At 64.0% G+C, this 16,225-nt stretch carries 18 protein-coding genes; 13 read left to right on the top strand and 5 right to left on the bottom strand.

What is annotated here, in order from left to right; genetic code table 11:
• Window positions 1–12 precede the first annotated feature (12 nt).
• The 5 genes from odhB to AC0L15_RS26905 all read left to right on the top strand — a co-directional run bounded on the left by odhB (window position 13) and on the right by AC0L15_RS26905 (window position 4,436).
• Window positions 13–1,320 carry a 2-oxoglutarate dehydrogenase complex dihydrolipoyllysine-residue succinyltransferase gene (odhB, locus tag AC0L15_RS26925; RefSeq protein WP_287248250.1) on the top strand — a complete coding sequence of 436 codons (1,308 nt, stop codon included), beginning with the start codon at window positions 13–15 and terminating at the stop codon, window positions 1,318–1,320.
• 68 nt (window positions 1,321–1,388) lie between these two features.
• Entirely contained in the window at window positions 1,389–1,877 is a 489-nt protein-coding gene (locus AC0L15_RS26920) for a hypothetical protein (RefSeq protein WP_091592210.1), read from the top strand.
• On the top strand, window positions 1,874–2,629 hold the full coding sequence (locus AC0L15_RS26915; protein WP_287248253.1) for an SDR family oxidoreductase: 756 nt from the start codon (window positions 1,874–1,876) through the stop codon (window positions 2,627–2,629). The genes AC0L15_RS26920 and AC0L15_RS26915 overlap by 4 nt, the downstream gene beginning before the upstream one ends.
• A 38-nt stretch (window positions 2,630–2,667) precedes the next feature.
• Window positions 2,668–4,074: a dihydrolipoyl dehydrogenase gene (gene lpdA, locus AC0L15_RS26910; RefSeq protein ID WP_128245827.1), complete on the top strand. Its 1,407-nt coding sequence runs from the start codon at window positions 2,668–2,670 to the stop codon at window positions 4,072–4,074.
• Window positions 4,075–4,199: 125 nt separating this feature from the next.
• Window positions 4,200–4,436, top strand: a complete 237-nt coding sequence (locus tag AC0L15_RS26905; protein WP_473497632.1) for a hypothetical protein — start codon at window positions 4,200–4,202, stop codon at window positions 4,434–4,436.
• Between the two features lie 359 nt (window positions 4,437–4,795).
• Here AC0L15_RS26905 and AC0L15_RS26900 read toward each other — a convergent pair whose 3' ends face one another.
• Together AC0L15_RS26900 and AC0L15_RS26895 are read right to left on the bottom strand one after the other, a co-directional pair.
• Entirely contained in the window at window positions 4,796–5,878 is a 1,083-nt protein-coding gene (locus tag AC0L15_RS26900) for a TraB/GumN family protein (RefSeq protein WP_287248255.1), read from the bottom strand.
• A 114-nt stretch (window positions 5,879–5,992) separates the two neighbouring features.
• The gene (locus AC0L15_RS26895; protein WP_287248256.1) at window positions 5,993–6,931 is read right to left on the bottom strand and encodes a tyrosine recombinase XerC; all 939 of its coding nucleotides are present in this window, start codon (window positions 6,929–6,931) and stop codon (window positions 5,993–5,995) included.
• 132 nt (window positions 6,932–7,063) lie between these two features.
• On the opposite strand from AC0L15_RS26895, the gene rimM reads away from it, so the two are divergent.
• A complete protein-coding gene (rimM, locus tag AC0L15_RS26890; protein ID WP_287248258.1) occupies window positions 7,064–7,663 on the top strand; it encodes a ribosome maturation factor RimM in 600 nt (199 codons plus the stop codon).
• Window positions 7,660–8,358, top strand: coding sequence for a tRNA (guanosine(37)-N1)-methyltransferase TrmD (gene trmD, locus AC0L15_RS26885; RefSeq protein ID WP_287248259.1), 699 nt, complete (start codon window positions 7,660–7,662; stop codon window positions 8,356–8,358). Before rimM ends, trmD begins: the two co-directional genes overlap by 4 nt.
• On the opposite strand, the gene AC0L15_RS26880 is transcribed toward trmD, so the two are convergent.
• Window positions 8,340–9,092, bottom strand: coding sequence for a sulfite exporter TauE/SafE family protein (locus AC0L15_RS26880; protein WP_287248261.1), 753 nt, complete (start codon window positions 9,090–9,092; stop codon window positions 8,340–8,342). The genes trmD and AC0L15_RS26880 overlap by 19 nt on opposite strands.
• Window positions 9,093–9,424: 332 nt before the next feature.
• Here AC0L15_RS26880 and rplS point away from each other — a divergent pair, with 332 nt between their 5' ends.
• The 4 genes from rplS (at window position 9,425) to AC0L15_RS26860 (ending at window position 12,776) form a co-directional block, all read left to right on the top strand.
• Window positions 9,425–9,964: a 50S ribosomal protein L19 gene (gene rplS / locus AC0L15_RS26875; RefSeq protein WP_287248263.1), complete on the top strand. Its 540-nt coding sequence runs from the start codon at window positions 9,425–9,427 to the stop codon at window positions 9,962–9,964.
• Window positions 9,965–10,219: 255 nt separating this feature from the next.
• A complete protein-coding gene (locus AC0L15_RS26870) occupies window positions 10,220–11,017 on the top strand; it encodes a transporter substrate-binding domain-containing protein (protein ID WP_287248264.1) in 798 nt (265 codons plus the stop codon).
• A 250-nt stretch (window positions 11,018–11,267) separates the two neighbouring features.
• Complete coding sequence (locus tag AC0L15_RS26865; RefSeq protein WP_473497629.1) at window positions 11,268–12,083, top strand: amino acid ABC transporter permease; 816 nt, start codon at window positions 11,268–11,270, stop codon at window positions 12,081–12,083.
• A gap of 57 nt (window positions 12,084–12,140) precedes the next feature.
• On the top strand, window positions 12,141–12,776 hold the full coding sequence (locus AC0L15_RS26860) for a class I SAM-dependent DNA methyltransferase (RefSeq protein WP_287248265.1): 636 nt from the start codon (window positions 12,141–12,143) through the stop codon (window positions 12,774–12,776).
• Here the strand turns inward: AC0L15_RS26860 and AC0L15_RS26855 are convergent.
• A complete protein-coding gene (locus tag AC0L15_RS26855) occupies window positions 12,753–13,052 on the bottom strand; it encodes a hypothetical protein (RefSeq protein WP_287248419.1) in 300 nt (99 codons plus the stop codon). The genes AC0L15_RS26860 and AC0L15_RS26855 overlap by 24 nt on opposite strands.
• Here AC0L15_RS26855 and leuC point away from each other — a divergent pair, their 5' ends adjacent.
• Window positions 13,053–14,462 (top strand): 3-isopropylmalate dehydratase large subunit, encoded by a 1,410-nt coding sequence (gene leuC, locus AC0L15_RS26850; RefSeq protein ID WP_287248266.1) that lies wholly within the window; start codon window positions 13,053–13,055, stop codon window positions 14,460–14,462. It begins immediately after the preceding gene.
• A 48-nt stretch (window positions 14,463–14,510) separates the two neighbouring features.
• Here leuC and AC0L15_RS26845 read toward each other — a convergent pair whose 3' ends face one another.
• Window positions 14,511–14,822 carry a hypothetical protein gene (locus AC0L15_RS26845; RefSeq protein WP_023800585.1) on the bottom strand — a complete coding sequence of 104 codons (312 nt, stop codon included), beginning with the start codon at window positions 14,820–14,822 and terminating at the stop codon, window positions 14,511–14,513.
• A 161-nt stretch (window positions 14,823–14,983) separates the two neighbouring features.
• Here AC0L15_RS26845 and AC0L15_RS26840 point away from each other — a divergent pair, with 161 nt between their 5' ends.
• On the top strand, window positions 14,984–16,195 hold the full coding sequence (locus AC0L15_RS26840) for a GGDEF domain-containing protein (RefSeq protein ID WP_287067332.1): 1,212 nt from the start codon (window positions 14,984–14,986) through the stop codon (window positions 16,193–16,195).
• The last annotated feature ends 30 nt before the right edge of the window (window positions 16,196–16,225 follow it).

Below are 16,225 nucleotides of genomic sequence, written 5' to 3'. Positions count from 1 at the left end.
CGGACAGGCACAATGGCTACCGAAATCCGCGTCCCCACTCTTGGCGAATCCGTCACCGAGGCGACCATCGGCAAATGGTTCAAGAAGGTGGGCGACGCGATCGCCACCGACGAGCCGCTGGTCGAACTCGAAACCGACAAGGTCACGGTCGAAGTGCCGGCCGCGGCCGCAGGAACGCTCAGCGAGATCGCCGTCAAGGAAGGCGAGACGGTCGAAGTCGGTGCTTTGCTCGGCATGATTTCGGCGGGCAACGGGGCAAAGGCGGCAGCACCCGAAGCCGCGAAGGCGTCAACATCCGAAGCGAAGCAGGACGCGGTAGCGCAGGCCTCGGCGCCGACCGCCGCAGCCACCGTCAAGCAAGCCGCGGCCGAGACCGCAAAGATCGCCGGCGATGCCGGGCCGATCGAGGCGCGCGCGATGCCGCCGGCGCCAGCGGCGGCGAAGCTGCTGGCCGAGAGCAATCTCGCGGTCGACCAGATCTCGGGTTCCGGCAAGCGCGGCCAGGTGCTCAAGGGTGACGTGCTCGACGCGATCGCCAAGGGCGCTCCGTCGCAGCCTTCCGAGACGCCGAAGGCCCCTGCACCGGTCGCCGCCCGTGCGCCGTCCTCGGCCGACGACGCGTCGCGTGAAGAGCGGGTGCGCATGACCAAGCTGCGGCAGACCATCGCCCGCCGCCTCAAGGAAGCGCAGTCGACCGCCGCCATGCTGACCACCTTCAACGAGGTGGACATGAGCGCGGTGATGGCGCTCAGGCACAAATACAAGGATGTGTTCGAGAAGAAGCACGGCGTGAAGCTGGGCTTCATGGGCTTCTTCACCAAGGCCGTCACCCATGCGCTGAAGGAAATCCCTTCCGTCAATGCCGAGATCGACGGCACCGACATCATCTTCAAGAACTACGCCCATATCGGCGTCGCAGTCGGCACCGAAAAAGGCCTCGTCGTGCCTGTCGTGCGCGATGCCGACCAGATGGGAATAGCCGAGATCGAGAAAGATATCGGCCGACTGGGCGTCGCCGCGCGTGATGGCAAGCTGTCGGTCGCCGACATGCAGGGCGGCACGTTTACGATTTCCAACGGCGGCGTTTACGGGTCGCTGATGTCGACGCCGATCCTCAACGCGCCGCAGTCGGGCATTCTGGGCATGCACAAGATCCAGGAGCGGCCGGTGGTGGTCGGCGGCCAGATCGTGATCCGGCCGATGATGTATCTGGCGCTCTCCTACGATCACCGCATCGTCGACGGCAAGGAAGCGGTGACCTTCCTGGTGCGGGTCAAGGAAAGCCTGGAGGATCCGGAACGGCTGGTGCTCGATCTCTAGGCCCGGTCGAGGTGAGCCGGAGAATGGATCTGCGCCACCGAATGAGTTCCTCTCGTTTGCACTCCGGAATGTTTTTCGCAGCTGTGCTCGCGGCCGGCATTGCGCAGACGGGATCGGCAGCCTTTGCCGCATGCCCGCTCGAACTCGCCGTCTATGGCGATGCCGAAAGTGCGGCCGAGATCGATTTCAGGCCGACCGGGGGATCGGCTGTCGTCACCAACACCTTCAAGATGGTGCTCGATAACGATGTCGTTCTCGACGGGATCGTCATGTGGACGCAAGGCGTGGCGCGGCCGCATGGTTCGCTGATGTACAAATGCCCGACAGGCGACGTCACCGGCGACGAGCTCGCCGCCTGCACGCTGTGGGAGGGGGTCGTCTACAGTGCGGATGACAAGGGCAACATCGCTCTGTTGCCGGCCGAAGGGGTAGATGCTCCGAAGACCCTGATCTTTCCCGACCTCGGACCGTCGCTGCAGAGGTCGACCGCCTATGGCGCCAACGGGTTTTCAAAGGTGCCGTGGGATGTTTTTTCGTTGAAGGGCTGTCAGGAATGAGCGCGCCCAAAAAAGTGCTGCTGGTGACCGGCGGCGGCCGCGGCATCGGCGCTGCCACATCCAGGCTTGCCGTCACGGCTGGATACCGTGTTGCGATCAACTACGCATCGAATGAGGCTGCTGCCACGGCGCTTGTCGAGGCAATCGAACAGGCCGGCGGCGAAGCGCTGGCCATCAAGGGCGACGTTGGCAGCGAGGCCGATATCCAGGCGATGTTCGAGAGGATCGATCATGTCTTCGGGCCGCTCGATGCGCTCGTCAACAACGCTGGCGTGGTCGACCAGAGGGCGCGTGTCGACGAAATGAGCGGAGCACGGCTGGAGCGCATGATGCGCATCAACGTCATTGGCCCCATGCTCTGTGCCCGCGAAGCGGTGAAGCGCATGTCGACCAGCCATGGCGGCAACGGCGGCGCCATCGTCAATGTCTCCTCGATTGCAGCGAGAATTGGCGGGCCGGGCGAATATGTCGACTACGCTGCCTCGAAGGGCGCGATCGATTCTTTCACGATCGGCCTGGCGCGCGAGGTAGCCGGCGAAGGCATTCGCGTCAACGCGGTCAGTCCAGGGATTGTCGATACCGAAATTCATGCCTCCGGCGGACAGCCGGATCGCGTCGAGAGGATGAGTCACGGCGTGCCGATGCAAAGGGCGGGGACCACCGAAGAGGTCGCCGCGGCAATTCTCTGGCTCCTGTCGGACGGGGCGTCCTATACGACAGGCGCGAATTTGGAAGTGGGCGGCGGCCGCTAATCCCAGCCAAGGCTGAGTGCAGACCAGAAGGATAAATCATGGCTTATGACGTCGTTATCATCGGATCGGGACCAGGCGGCTATGTCTGCGCCATCAAGGCGGCGCAGCTCGGCCTGAAAACGGCGGTGGTCGAGAAGAACCCGACCTTCGGCGGCACCTGCCTCAATATCGGCTGCATCCCGTCCAAGGCGCTGCTGCATGCCTCCGAGATTTTTTCTGAGGCCGGCCACTCCTTTGATACACTCGGCGTCGAAATCAGCAAGCCGAAGCTCAATTTGGAAAAGATGATGGCGCACAAGGACGCGACAGTGGCGTCCAACGTCAACGGCGTCGCCTTCCTGTTCAAGAAGAACAAGATCGACAGCTTTCGCGGCACCGGCAAGGTCCTGTCCGCCGGAAAAGTGTCGGTGACCGGCGAGGACGGCAAGGTCGAGGAGATCGAGACCGGGAACATCGTCATCGCCACCGGCTCCGACGTCGCCGGCATTCCGGGGGTAAAGGTCGACATCGACGAGAAGGTAATCATGTCGTCGACCGGCGCGTTGTCGCTGGGCAAGGTGCCGGGCCACCTGGTGGTGGTCGGCGGCGGCGTCATCGGGCTGGAGCTCGGCTCGGTATGGGCGCGGCTCGGCGCCAAGGTGACCGTCGTCGAGTTCCTCGACACCATTCTCGGCGGCATGGACGGCGAGGTCGCCAAACAGTTCCAGCGCATGCTGTCCAAGCAAGGCATCGAATTCAGGCTCGGCGCCAAGGTGACCGGTGTCGCCAAGGCCAAGAAGGGCGCCACCGTCACCTTCGAGCCGGTCAAGGGCGGCGCGGCCGAGACAATCGAGGCGGATGGGGTGCTGATCGCGACCGGACGCCGGGCCTATTCGGACAGTCTCGGGCTGAAGGATGCCGGGGTCGAGGTCGACGAGCGCGGCCGAGTCAAGACCGACGGCCATCTCACGACCAATGTCCCCGGCATCTACGCCATCGGCGACGTCATCGCCGGGCCGATGCTCGCCCACAAGGCCGAGGACGAGGGCGTGGCGGTGGCCGAGATCATTGCCGGCCAGGCCGGCCATGTAAATTACGGGGTGATCCCGAACGTCGTCTACACCAGTCCGGAAATCGCCTCGGTGGGCAAAACAGAGGAAGAGCTGAAGTCGGCCGGCATCGACTACAAGGCCGGCAAGTTTCCGTTCAGCGCCAATGGCCGGGCTCGCGCCATGCTGCATACCGACGGCTTCGTGAAGATCCTGGCGGACAAGCAGAGCGACCGCGTGCTCGGCGTCCACATCGTCGGCTTCGGCGCCGGCGAGATGATCCACGAGGCGGCGGTGCTGATGGAGTTCGGCGGCTCGTCGGAAGATCTTGCCCGCACCTGCCACGCCCATCCGACGATGTCGGAAGCGGTGAAGGAAGCGGCGCTGGCGACCTTCTTCAAGCCGATCCACATGTAGGCCTTCCCAAGGAACTCCCCGCAGCCATCTGACGGCTCAAAACAAAAACGGCCCGCTGAAAGCGGGCCGTTCGTATTTGAAGTCAGCAGCCGATCACTGCGGGGCTGGTGCGGGCGCCGGAGCAGGTGCTGGCTCTGCGGGTGCCGGAGCCGGAGCAGGCGCTGGTTCTGCTGGCGCCGGAGCGGGCGCTGGTTCTGCCGGCGCCGGGGCAGGTGCAGGCTCTGCAGGGGCCGGGGCAGGCGTCGGTTCAGCGGGCGCGGGCGCTGGCGCCGGGGCCGGCGTGGTTGCAGCTGGCGGTTCACCAGGCTCTGGCGCCTCACCGCTTGTTCCAAAAATATAATAAGCGACAATGGCCAGGATAACGACGACCAGGGCAATCAGCCAGCCGGTGCTGCCGCCACCCGACTTGGGAGGGGGGGTCGGAGTGGTGTACGGGTCGTTTGGATTCGCCATAAAAGTGTCCTCCGTGGATGAAAAGTATCAATCAACACACATCAACGCGCAATCGTTGAACAGGTTTCACGCTAGGAATCGAAAACGCCGAAAACAGGGCATTCTTCGCCGGGAATCGTTTGTCTGCAAGCACTTTACTCGCAAAACTCACCGTGATCGAGCCAAATTAGACCTTTCGACCGTCCTGTACTGAGACAAACCTCCGGCGACTCGGGCAAAGCGTCGCCCCGAATCACGCCTTGCCGAGTCTGCAACTCGACCGTGCAACTCAGTCGACGGCAGTGACGGTGTAGCCGGCCTTGCGGAAATCCTCGACCAGGCCCTCCGCGCCAGGGAGGTGCAGGGCGCCGACCGCCATGAACACGTTGCCCTTGGCGAGGATCGGCCTGGCATGGTCGATCATCACCTTGTTGCGGCTGGTGATCATGATTTCCTCGAAGGCGGCATAGCTTGCTGAATCGTCTTCGTCGCCAGGAAGGACGGCACGAAACAGCGGCCAGAGCATGCCGGTGTCGCCGCGCTGGTAAAGCACGATCATGGTTTCATTGACGTCGTTCACCCTGTCGCCGAGCTTCAGGGTGTCGACGAGGCCCTTCATGTGAAACGCAAGCGGCAGCGAGGCCATGGCGCGAAGCTGGTCGGCGACGGTCTCCAACCCATCGACGGCCTTGCCTGAGGCTTTGGCGTCCTCTGCAAGCCTGATGTCGAGCACCGGCGTGCCGCCGGCTTGGCGGGCCAGTTCACAGGCCGGGAGCGCGACCATGGTCGACAGCATCCACGGCTTCATCTTGGCAACGCTCGCCGGTGGAATGCCGCGCGCGTCGAGCGCCTTGTTCACCGCCGCCGCATCGTCCGGCGACAGCAGCGAGGACAGCGTGGTGCTGTCGGTGAACATCATCAGCTCCGGCTCTTTCAGGAACGCCGCCATCATCTTCTGCTTGTCGAGCACCTCCGTGGTCTCGATGACGACAGTGTCGGCGGCGTCAAAGGCCTTTTGCGCGGCGGGCGGCAGCGCGGTCACGCGCGGGTCGGTCATGTGCATGGTGCCGAACAGGAAGGACGGTCTTTCGCCCGCCTTTTCCAGTTTCCACAACAGGCCCCTGCCGTTCGGTGTCGCTGCCGCTTCCGTCTCGATCTTGCGGTAGGCGGCCGGGTCGTCCTTCTGTAAGGCCGACAGCATGTCGGCGCCGGCGCAGACCTGGGTTTCAGCCCTTGGGGTTTCAGCGCGCGCCTTGCCGGCGGCGAGCAGCGCGACGACGAGGAAAGTGAGGAAGAACAGGACGTTCAGCGCGACGAGCAGCTTTAGCGAAGCAAAGGCCGTGCGGTCGGCGATGGCAAGGACGCGTTTCATGGCTCGCTTTTAGAGACAAAGAACGGCGAAACGGTTAACCGGCGCGGCAAAATTGTCTCGGACATCGTTCCACGGCGCATATCCTGGCTGCAACTTTGCGAAATCATGCGTCGGCTACGCCCGCGGGTGGGCCGCTTCATAAATTTCGAGCAGCCTCGCAGTGTCGACGCCGGTATAGATCTGCGTCGTCGACAGGCTGGCGTGGCCCAAGAGTTCCTGGATGGTGCGCAGATCGCCGCCGCGCCCAAGCAGGTGTGTGGCGAAGGAATGGCGCAACGCATGCGGCGTGGCGGTGTCCGGCAGATTGAGCGCCGAGCGTAGCTTGGCCATGTCGCGCTGGACGATAGCCGGGTTGAGCGGCCCGCCGCGGGCGCCGCGAAACAGCAGGCCCTTCGGATCGAGATGATAGGGGCAGAGCCGCCGGTACTGGGCGATCGCCCGCAGCGCGACCGGCAGCACCGGCACCAGCCGCGTCTTGCCGCCCTTGCCGGTGACGCGCAGCACCGTTTCATCAGGCGACGACAGATCGGCGCCGGACAGGCCGAGCGCCTCGGAAATGCGCAGGCCCGAGCCGTAGAGCAGCGTCAGCACGGCGGCGTTGCGGGAGGCGATCCAGGGTTCCTCCGCCAGCTGGCCTTCCACCGAAACGACGTGTTTCGCATCGCTGGCCGTCAGCGGCTTGGGCAGCGACTTCGGCTGCCGTGGCGCGCGCAGTGCCGCAGCACCCGCCGCATTGACGAGGCCGCGCCGCTCCAGAAAGCGCAGCAGCGAGCGGATGCCGGCGAGCCCCCGCCCGAGCGTGCGAACGCCGGCGCCCCCGGCGCGGCGGGCAGCGAGAAAGCCGCGCAGATCGGCCGGGCGCAGAGCGGCGATATCCGAGATGCCGGGCGAGCCGCCGCAATGGCCGGTCAGGAAGTGCAGGAACTGGCGCGTGTCGCGCTCATAGGCTTCCACGGTTTCCGGCGACAGCCGGCGCTCGCGCGCCAGCATCTTGAGCCAGCTTTCGCGGGCCGCCTGAAGGTCTGGCTTGGCCGGGATGAGGAATTCCTGCATTGCGCTCTTCCGATATGCCGCTCTTCCATTTCCGGGCGATCTTCCGGCAGCCGGGTTAGGAAGCGGTGAAGAGCCGCGTCATTGAAATGACAAGAGCGTGGAGCTAGAGCAAGGCAAAGGATTTTTCCACCGATGACCAAACCGCAAAACCCTGTCCAGATGGCCGTGATCGGCGCCGCCCATGGCATCAAGGGCGAATTGCGCGTGAAAACCTTCACCGGCGATCCGCTGGCGCTGGCCGACTACGGGCCGCTCTATGCCAGGGACGGCCGCGCCTTCCAGATCGTCGACATCAGGCCGGCCAATAACGTCGTGGTGGTGCGCTTCAAAGGTACCAGCGACCGAAACGCTGCCGAGGCGCTCGCCGGCACGGAATTATTCGTCGACCGCTCGATGCTGCCGGACGACGGCGAAGAGGACGAGTTCTATCATGCCGATCTCGTCGGGCTGGCGGTCCGGGACGATACCGGTGCTGACATCGGCAAGGTCGTCGCCGTGCATAATTTCGGCGGTGGCGATATCCTCGACGTGATATTGGCGGGGCGCAAAGGCGTGCTGATCCCGTTCACGCAGGCTGCCGTTCCTGACGTGTCGATCAAGGACGGTTTCGTCCGCATCGATCCGGCGGCGGCGGGCTTGATCGATGACGAAGACAGCGATGCTCCTGGCAGCGATGGTTTCGACCCGAAGGGCAGGCCGCGCGGGCCGAAGGATGCCGGGGGCAACCGGTGAGTTTTTCCGCCTCGGTGCTGACGCTCTATCCCGAAATGTTTCCCGGCGCACTCGGCGTGTCGCTGGCCGGCCGGGCGCTGGAGGCCGGCACATGGTCGCTGGAAGCAATCCAGATCCGCGATTTCGCCACCGATCGCCATCGCACCGTCGACGACACGCCGGCCGGCGGCGGCGCCGGCATGGTGATGCGCGCCGACGTTCTGGCCAAGGCGATCGACCATAGCTCGCCACCGGGCGATCCACGGCCACGGCTGCTGATGAGTCCGCGTGGAAAACCGCTGACGCAGGTGCGGGTGCGCGAACTGGCCGCCGGGCCGGGTGTCGTCATCGTCTGCGGACGCTTCGAAGGCGTCGACCAGCGGGTGATTGACGCGCGGGGGCTGGAGGAGGCCTCGGTCGGCGACTTCATCCTCTCCGGCGGCGAGCCGGCAGCGCTGGTGCTGCTCGACGCCGTGGTGCGGCTGTTGCCCGGCGTGATGGGCAATACGGTGTCGGGCGATGAAGAGAGCTTTGAAAACGGCCTGCTCGAACATCCGCACTACACGCGGCCGCAGGAATTCGAGGGCCGGCAAATCCCCGAGGTTCTCACCTCGGGCAATCATCAGAAGATCGCCGCGTGGCGACGCGCCGAATCGGAAAGATTGACGAAGGAGCGGCGGCCGGACCTGTTAGCCGCTCAGCCCTTGGTGAAGTAATAGAAGGCAAGAAACACGCCGACCCCGACGACGAAGCCACGCACGGCAATTTGCGGCACGCGCTTGGCGATCCAGACGCCGGCATAGCCGCCCAGCGCGCCGCCCGGTATCATGACGATCGCCTGCCGCCAGGCGATGACGTCGCCGGAGACGAAGACCAGGATGGCTACTGCCGCGATGACCACGGCCAGCAGGTTCTTCAGCGCGTTGAGGCGGTGATAGTCGCCGGCCTGGGTGAGGCCGAGCGTCGCCAGCATCATGACGCCCATGCCGGCGCCGAAGAAGCCGCCATAGACGGCGGTGGCGAACTGCGCCAGGGAACCGACCAGCGAACCCACCGCGGCCTGACGGCCCGGCTTGGGCGCCGGCTTCAGCCACGGCCCGGCGGCGAACAGCGCGGTTGCCGCGAGCAGCAGCCAGGGCACCAGAACGCGGAACGACGGATTGTCGAGCGCCAGAAGGATGAGCGCACCGGCCAGCGCGCCAAAGGCCGAGATAAGGCCGAGCAGCAGCGCTGTGCGCCAGAAATGCTTGATGTCGGACCAGTAGGCCAGCGTCGAGGTGACGTAGCCGGGAAATTGCGTCAGCGACGAGGTGGCGTTGGCGACGATCGGCGGCAAGCCGACCAGCGACATGGCGCCAAAGGTTATGAACGTCCCGCCGCCGGCTATGGCATTGACGGCACCTGAGAGAAAGCCCGCGAAAAAGAGCAGGGCAGCATCGAGAACTGGCATGGAGGTGTTGCCGCCGGAGGAAAGTCACGTTCTGCCCGGCTTAAAAAGCTTGGGCCTTCAACGCAACCCCTGTGCCGGAAGATTGCGACGTTGACCAACGACCAAAAAAGAACGCGGCAAAGGCGTGACAAAGCGTCGAAATAGCTGTATGTGCGCGCCGAACCGGGAGAAAATCTGCCGGACCCGTCAACAATGACGGTGTAGTCGCCCCTGCCCGATGTTCTCGAACCCAGATGTTCTCGAACAAAGGGCATAGCCGAGCGGTCAATGGAACTGCAAGGCGAGTGTCGGACGCTCTGACTGTCGGAAGAACAAGAAGTGGATTTGTAGAGATGGATATCCTCCGTCAGCTCGAGGCCGAACAGGCCGCCAAGATCGTAGCCAAGCGCAAGCTTCCCGAATTCCAGCCCGGCGACACCGTACGCGTCCAGGTCCGCGTGACCGAAGGCACCCGCACCCGCGTCCAGGCCTATGAGGGCGTCGTCATCGCCCGCGCCGGCGCCGGTTTCCAGGAGAATTTCACCGTTCGCAAGATTTCCTACGGCGAAGGCGTGGAGCGCGTGTTCCCGGTCTTTTCGCCGATGGTCGAGGGCGTCGAGATCGTGCGCCGCGGCAAGGTGCGCCGCGCCAAGCTCTACTACCTGCGCGATCGCCGCGGCAAGTCGGCCCGCATTTCGGAAAACACCGGCGTGCGCGCCCGCAAGCTGAACGATGAGGAGCGCGATGCGCTGAACGCCGAGAAGGCCCGCATCGAGGCCGAGAAGGTGGCAGCCGCTCAGGCGCTGGCCGCCGAGAAGGCCGCGCAGGAAGCCGCCGAGAAGAAGGCCGCCGACGAGGCCGCCAAGGCCGAGGAAGCCGCTGCCGCCGAATAAGGCGAATTCAAAAACCATGTTTCGGAAAGGCGGCTTCGGCCGCCTTTTTTGCCTCGCGGAATGGGTTTCGATTTTGCCGGGCCGCCGGTGCGCAATCGAAACGGATCGTTCCGTAATGCCGTGAAAGCATGGAATCCATTTTCGCGCGAAGCCGCATCAAGCCGGCTTGCAAGGCGCCTGCGGAAAGCTAAAGTCGGCGCCGGATTTCCTGCAAGTCTCGACCATGTCGAGGCCGTTCAAATGCTCGGGTGTACCATGATGAAATCGAAACTGCTGTTGGCCGGCCTGTTGGCTCTGGTACTTGCGCCCGTCGCCGCCCTGGCGCAGTCGCTGCCCGATCTCGGCGGCAAGAAGGTGGTGGTGGTGACGGAAAACGCCTATCCGCCGCTGCAGTTCATCGACCCCAAAACCGGCAAGCAGATCGGCTGGGAATATGACGCGATGAACGAGATCGCCAAGCGGCTGAATTTCCAGGTTGAGTACCAGAACACCTCCTGGGACGCGATGATCCAGGCGGTTTCCGACAACCAGTACAACATCGGCATGACCGGCATCACCATCAAGGACGATCGCAAGCAGAAGGTCGATTTCTCCGACCCCTATATGCGCTCGGAACAGTTCATGCTGGTGCGCGGCGACGAGAAGCGTTTCACCGACGCCAAGACGCTCGGCGCCTTCAAGGACGGGCTGATCGGCGCGCAAGCCGGCACCACGCCGTTCTACACCGCTGTCTACAGCGTGCTCGACGGCAATGAGCAGAACCCGCGCATAAAACTGTTCGAGACGTTCGGCGCCACGGTGCAGGCGCTGAAGACCGGCGACGTCGATGTCGTGCTGACCGACGGCACTGCCGGCAAGGGCTATGTCGAGGCGTCCAATGGCGGGCTGAAGCTGATCGGCGGACCACTCGGCACCGAGGATTTCGGCTTTATTTTTCCGAAAGGCTCGGATCTGGTGAAACCGGTCAATGCGGCCATCGCCGCGCTGAAGACCGACGGCACGCTCGATGCGCTCAATAAGAAATGGTTCCTTGATTACAAGATGGGGCAGTAGGACTTTTGTCGCGGACGTTGCGGGACGCGCAGGAACTCGCGCTGACTCTGTGCCCGTGCACCCCCCTCTGTCCTGCCGGACATCTCCCCCTCAAGGGGGGAGATTGGCTTTCGCATCGGCTTTCGCCAATTTTCAGCGCTGCAGAATGGGCGGCGACGTCAAGGCTGCCGATCTCCCCCCTTGAGGGGGAGATGGCCGGCAGGCCAGAGGGGGGTGGCCTGGCGCGACGTTGGTTCGTCGGCGCGCCCTGATGGCAACGCCCGCAGCTTCCACCGCCAAATCCGACTTCCCCTGGTGGCTCGCCGTGGCCGCGGCGCTCGCCCTGGCAGCCGCTATCTTCATCGCCGCGAGCGACCTCTATGCCCAGGTTTTCGCGACCGTCGCCAAGGGCATAGGCGTCACCGTGTTCGTCACAATGGTCGCCTTCGCGCTGGCCTCGGCAATCGGGCTCGCCATTGCGCTGATGGGGCTGTCGGGGTCGCGCTGGCTGCGCCAGATCGCGCGCTTTTATGTCGAGATCATTCGCGGCGTGCCAATGCTGGTGCTGTTGTTCTGGATCGCCTTCGCCGGCGCGCCGGCCTTCGTCGCTGGATGGAACGCGCTGACGGCGCCGCTGCAAAGCGCCGGCCTGTTCGGCGAGCTAATGATACGCGACGTATCGTTGCTATGGCGCGCCATCATGGCGCTGACCATCGGCTATTCGGCCTTCATCTCGGAGGTCTTCCGCGCCGGCATCGAGGCGGTCGAGAAGGGCCAGATCGAGGCCGCGAAGGCGCTGGGGCTGACGCGCACCCAGCGTTTTCGGCTGATCGTCTTTCCGCAGGCGATCCGCACCATCCTGCCGCCGCTCGGCAATGATTTCGTCGCCATGGTCAAGGATTCCTCGCTGGTCTCGGTGCTCGGCGTCGCCGACATCACCCAGATGGGCAAGATCTATGCAGCCGGCTCGTTCCGCTTCTTCGAGACCTATTCGATCGTCGCTTATATCTATCTCATCCTGACGGTCGGCCTGTCGCTGGCCTTGCGGGCGCTGGAGAAGCGGCTGCGCCGCCAGCATGAGCAATAACCGGCAGGCGAAGGCGGCGCTACGATTGCGGCCAATACATTTTGGGGGGTCAGTTCCATGAACATCGACAAAGCCTATGCGGCGCTGGATGCGGTCTATACGGCCGACACGCCGGAAGCGCTTGCCAAGGCCTACGCTGCCTGGGCTGCGACCTATGACAGCGAAACCGCCGCGCTCGGCTACCTCCTGCCGTTCCTGGTCGCCGCCTGGGTGGCGCGCCATGTGCCGTCAGGCGAGGGGCCGCTGCTCGACGCCGGCTGCGGCACCGGCCTGTCGGGACCGTCGCTCAAGGCGCTGGGCTATGAGGACATCGCCGGGCTCGACCTGTCGGCTGAAATGCTGAAAATCGCCGGCAGCCGGCAGGCTTACAGCGAGCTGAAACAGGCGATGCTCGGCGATCCGCTGCCTTGGCCGGATGGGCATTTCCGCGCCTTCTTCTCGACCGGTGTGTTCACCATCAGCCATGCACCGGCCTCCGGCCTGCATGAACTGGTGCGCATCACCAGGAAGGGCGGCCACGCCATCTTCACCGTTCGCGACCAGGTTTTTGCGAGCGGCGGGTTTCAGGCGACGTTCGACGAACTGGAACAGGCGAAAAAATGGCGGCCGGTCGAAGAAAGCCCGTGGTTCCGCTGCTACGCGATCGCCGAGCCCGAGGCGCTGGTGAAGTCATTTGTGTTCGAGGTGGTTTGAAGCGCCTTCTTCCTTCTCCCACAACAAGGGAGAAGGCAGAGCCGCGCCAGGCAGCCGCAATTGCCGAAAAGTCAAAACATTGATATGAGCCACGCCATGGAACAGCTTTTTGGCGATCCGGCTTACAAGGGTTTTGTGCTGCAGGACAGAAAACGCCTGCCGTCGCGATTCTCGGCGCGCGTTTCCGGCGCTCTGACCAGCCGACTTCGCTAGGCCGTGTTCGCCGGCTAGCCGGCGCCAGTCACTTCCCATTTTCATATCGACGGATTTACGCACATGAGCGCACCGCGCACCCTCTACGACAAGATGTTCGACGACCATGTCGTCGACCGCCAGGACGATGGCACCTGCCTGCTCTATATCGACCGTCACCTCGTCCATGAAGTGACCAGCCCGCAAGCTTTCGAAGGCCTGCGCATGACCGGCAGAAAGGTCCGCCATCCGGAAAAGACGCTGGCTGTGGTCGATCACAATGTGTCCACCTCGCCCGAGCGCAAGTTCGGCATCAAGAACGAGGAAAGCCGCATCCAGGTTGAGGCGCTGGCCAGGAACGCCAAGGATTTTGGCGTCGAATACTATTCCGAGAAGGATATCCGCCAGGGCATCGTCCACATCATCGGTCCGGAGCAGGGTTTTACGCTGCCCGGCATGACCATCGTCTGCGGCGACAGTCACACCTCGACGCATGGTGCGTTCGGCGCATTGGCGCACGGCATCGGCACGTCGGAAGTCGAGCATGTGCTGGCCACGCAGACGCTGATCCAGCGCAAGGCCAGGAACATGCTGGTGCGCGTCGACGGCGTGCTGCCGGAAGGCGTCACCGCCAAGGACATTATTTTGGCGATCATCGGCGAGATCGGCACTGCCGGCGGCACCGGCTACGTCATCGAATATGCCGGCGAAGCGATCCGCGCGCTGTCCATGGAAGGGCGCATGACCATCTGCAACATGTCGATCGAGGGCGGCGCCCGGGCCGGCCTGATCGCGCCTGACGAGACGACCTTTGCCTATGTCAAGGACAAGCCGCGCGCGCCGAAGGGCGAGGCATGGGACGCCGCGCTCGCCTACTGGAAGATGCTGCAGTCCGACGAGGGCGCGCATTTCGACAAGGTGGTCGTGCTCGACGCCGCGAAACTGCCGCCGATCGTCTCCTGGGGCTCCTCGCCCGAGGACGTCGTCTCGGTCCAGGGTATCGTGCCGAACCCCGACGATATCACCGATGAGAACAAGCGTACGTCCAAGCAGCGCGCGCTCGACTATATGGGCCTGACCCCAGGCACCAAGATCACCGATATCGCGCTCGACCGCGTCTTCATCGGCTCCTGCACCAACGGCCGCATCGAGGACCTGCGCGCTGTCGCCAAGGTGGTCGAGGGCAAGAAAGTCAGCCCTCACGTCGATGCGATGATCGTGCCGGGCTCCGGTCTGGTCAAGGCGCAGGCGGAGGCCGAAGGTCTCGACAAGATCTTTGTCGCTGCCGGCTTCGACTGGCGCGAGCCGGGCTGCTCGATGTGCCTTGCCATGAACGACGACCGGCTGAAGCCGCATGAGCGCTGCGCCTCGACCTCGAACCGCAATTTCGAGGGCCGTCAGGGTTTTAAGGGCCGCACCCATCTGGTGTCGCCGGCGATGGCGGCGGCGGCGGCGATCGCCGGCCATTTCGTCGACATCCGCGAGTGGAAATAACCCGATGACGAGTTGCCAGATTGAACCGCGATGCGGTTCGGGTTCTCTTCACGCCGGGCGCCTGACGAATTCGTGGAACTGCTCACGCCGGCCGGGTTCATCCTTTGCCACCACGAGCGCCAGCTGCCGTTCGTCGAACAGCTTGAACCATTCGTCCCATTCGACCAGTTCGTAGCCGCCGGCGTTGGCCGGGCGTTCGGCCTGGTCTTGGTCCTGATAGGCGTGCTGGCCGAAAACCAGCCTCAGCATGGCTTGCGTGCCTGTTTCGGGCGATACATCGACGATTGCCGGAAATCCGGCACGTGACGCGGCCCAAGAGCGAATTGCCTCGTGGTCGGTCAGCATGATCGTATCGGCCATGAAAGCGTCTCCATCGATTGCTGTTGGAAAACGCCGGTCGCGGGTTCAAGTTCCGTGCAGCGGCTTCGTGAGAGCCTCGCGCATATTCGACTTTGCTTAACCGCTTGTTTGGGCTTCCGCCCTAAGGTCTCTCTCACGGAAGCGTGGGGGTTCACGGTCCTTTGGACACCGGTCTGCTGACAGGGTTGCTCAACCCGACGATCGCGCTTGCGCTCGGCGCGGTGTTTCTCATGCTATGGTTTTATCAGCGTCACTGCCCCTATCTGGCGGTGCTCGCCGCCAGTTACTGGCTTTCGGCGGCCGGCTTCCTGCTGCAGTACTTCACCCTGCCCATCGGCATGGCGCCGACCAAACTGCTCTCCGTCACCTGCTTCACGATTGCCGCCAGCGGTCTCGCCGGCGCGATCGTGACACGCTATGGACGGCGCGTGCCCTTTGTTGCGATCGGCTTTCTGGCGAGCGGCGGCCTGGCCGCTTTTTGCTGGTTCATGTTCATCCAGCCCGGTCTCACCTGGCGAATCCTGGCGATGAATTTTGCTTTCGGCGGGCTCAGCCTGGTAGTCGCCGCCGAACTGCGCGTGGTGTGTGACAGGGGCCCGACGGAAATGATGCTGTTCGTGCTGTCGCTGCTTTCCGGGCTGAATTTCCTCGCGCGCACCCTTGTTATCGTCATCGCGCATGGACCCTACCAAAGCTATGACGGGTTCTATGCCTCGTCCTACTGGACGACGGCGCTGCTGTCGCATGCGCTGCTGTCGCTGCTCATTGCGCTTAGCCTGTTCTGCGCGGCTGCGCTCGACGTGATGAAAACGCTGAAGGCCGAGGCGTACACCGACCCGCTGTCTGGCCTGCTCAACCGGCGCGGCTTCGAGGAACGCGCCACGCATCTCCTGCGGCACTGCGCCACCGCCAAACTTCCGGTCGCGCTGGTGCTCGCCGACCTCGATCACTTCAAGGCAGTCAACGATCTGCACGGGCATGCGGCGGGTGATCGCGTGATCGCCGATTTCGCCGCCAAGCTTCGATCGGCTGCCGGCACCAGCTGCGTCGCCGGCCGAATCGGTGGCGAGGAGTTCGCCGTGCTTTTGCCGCTGAGCGACCTTGGCGCGGCAAGGCTGTTTGCTGAAGCCATTCGCACGGTCTATTCAGCAGGCAGCGTCGACGGGCTTCCGCCCGGCACAAGAGTAACGGCGAGCTTCGGCGTGGCGGCCCGCACCGGCGAGGAGGGGCTGGAGCCGCTGATGCGCCGCGCCGACGAGGCACTTTACAACGCCAAACGGAACGGCCGCGACAGCGTGCGGCTATCCTATGAACGGTCGCCCCATGGACGGTCGGAAACGGCGCTGGTCGTGGAGCCGCTCAAAGCCGGCTGATCGTCCACGTCTAGAGCATTTGCAGCCAAG

It is taken from the genome of Mesorhizobium sp. WSM4846, from assembly GCF_055811415.1.
Note: the sequence above shows the minus strand (reverse complement) of the source record. Positions and strands in the feature narration are given on the sequence as shown.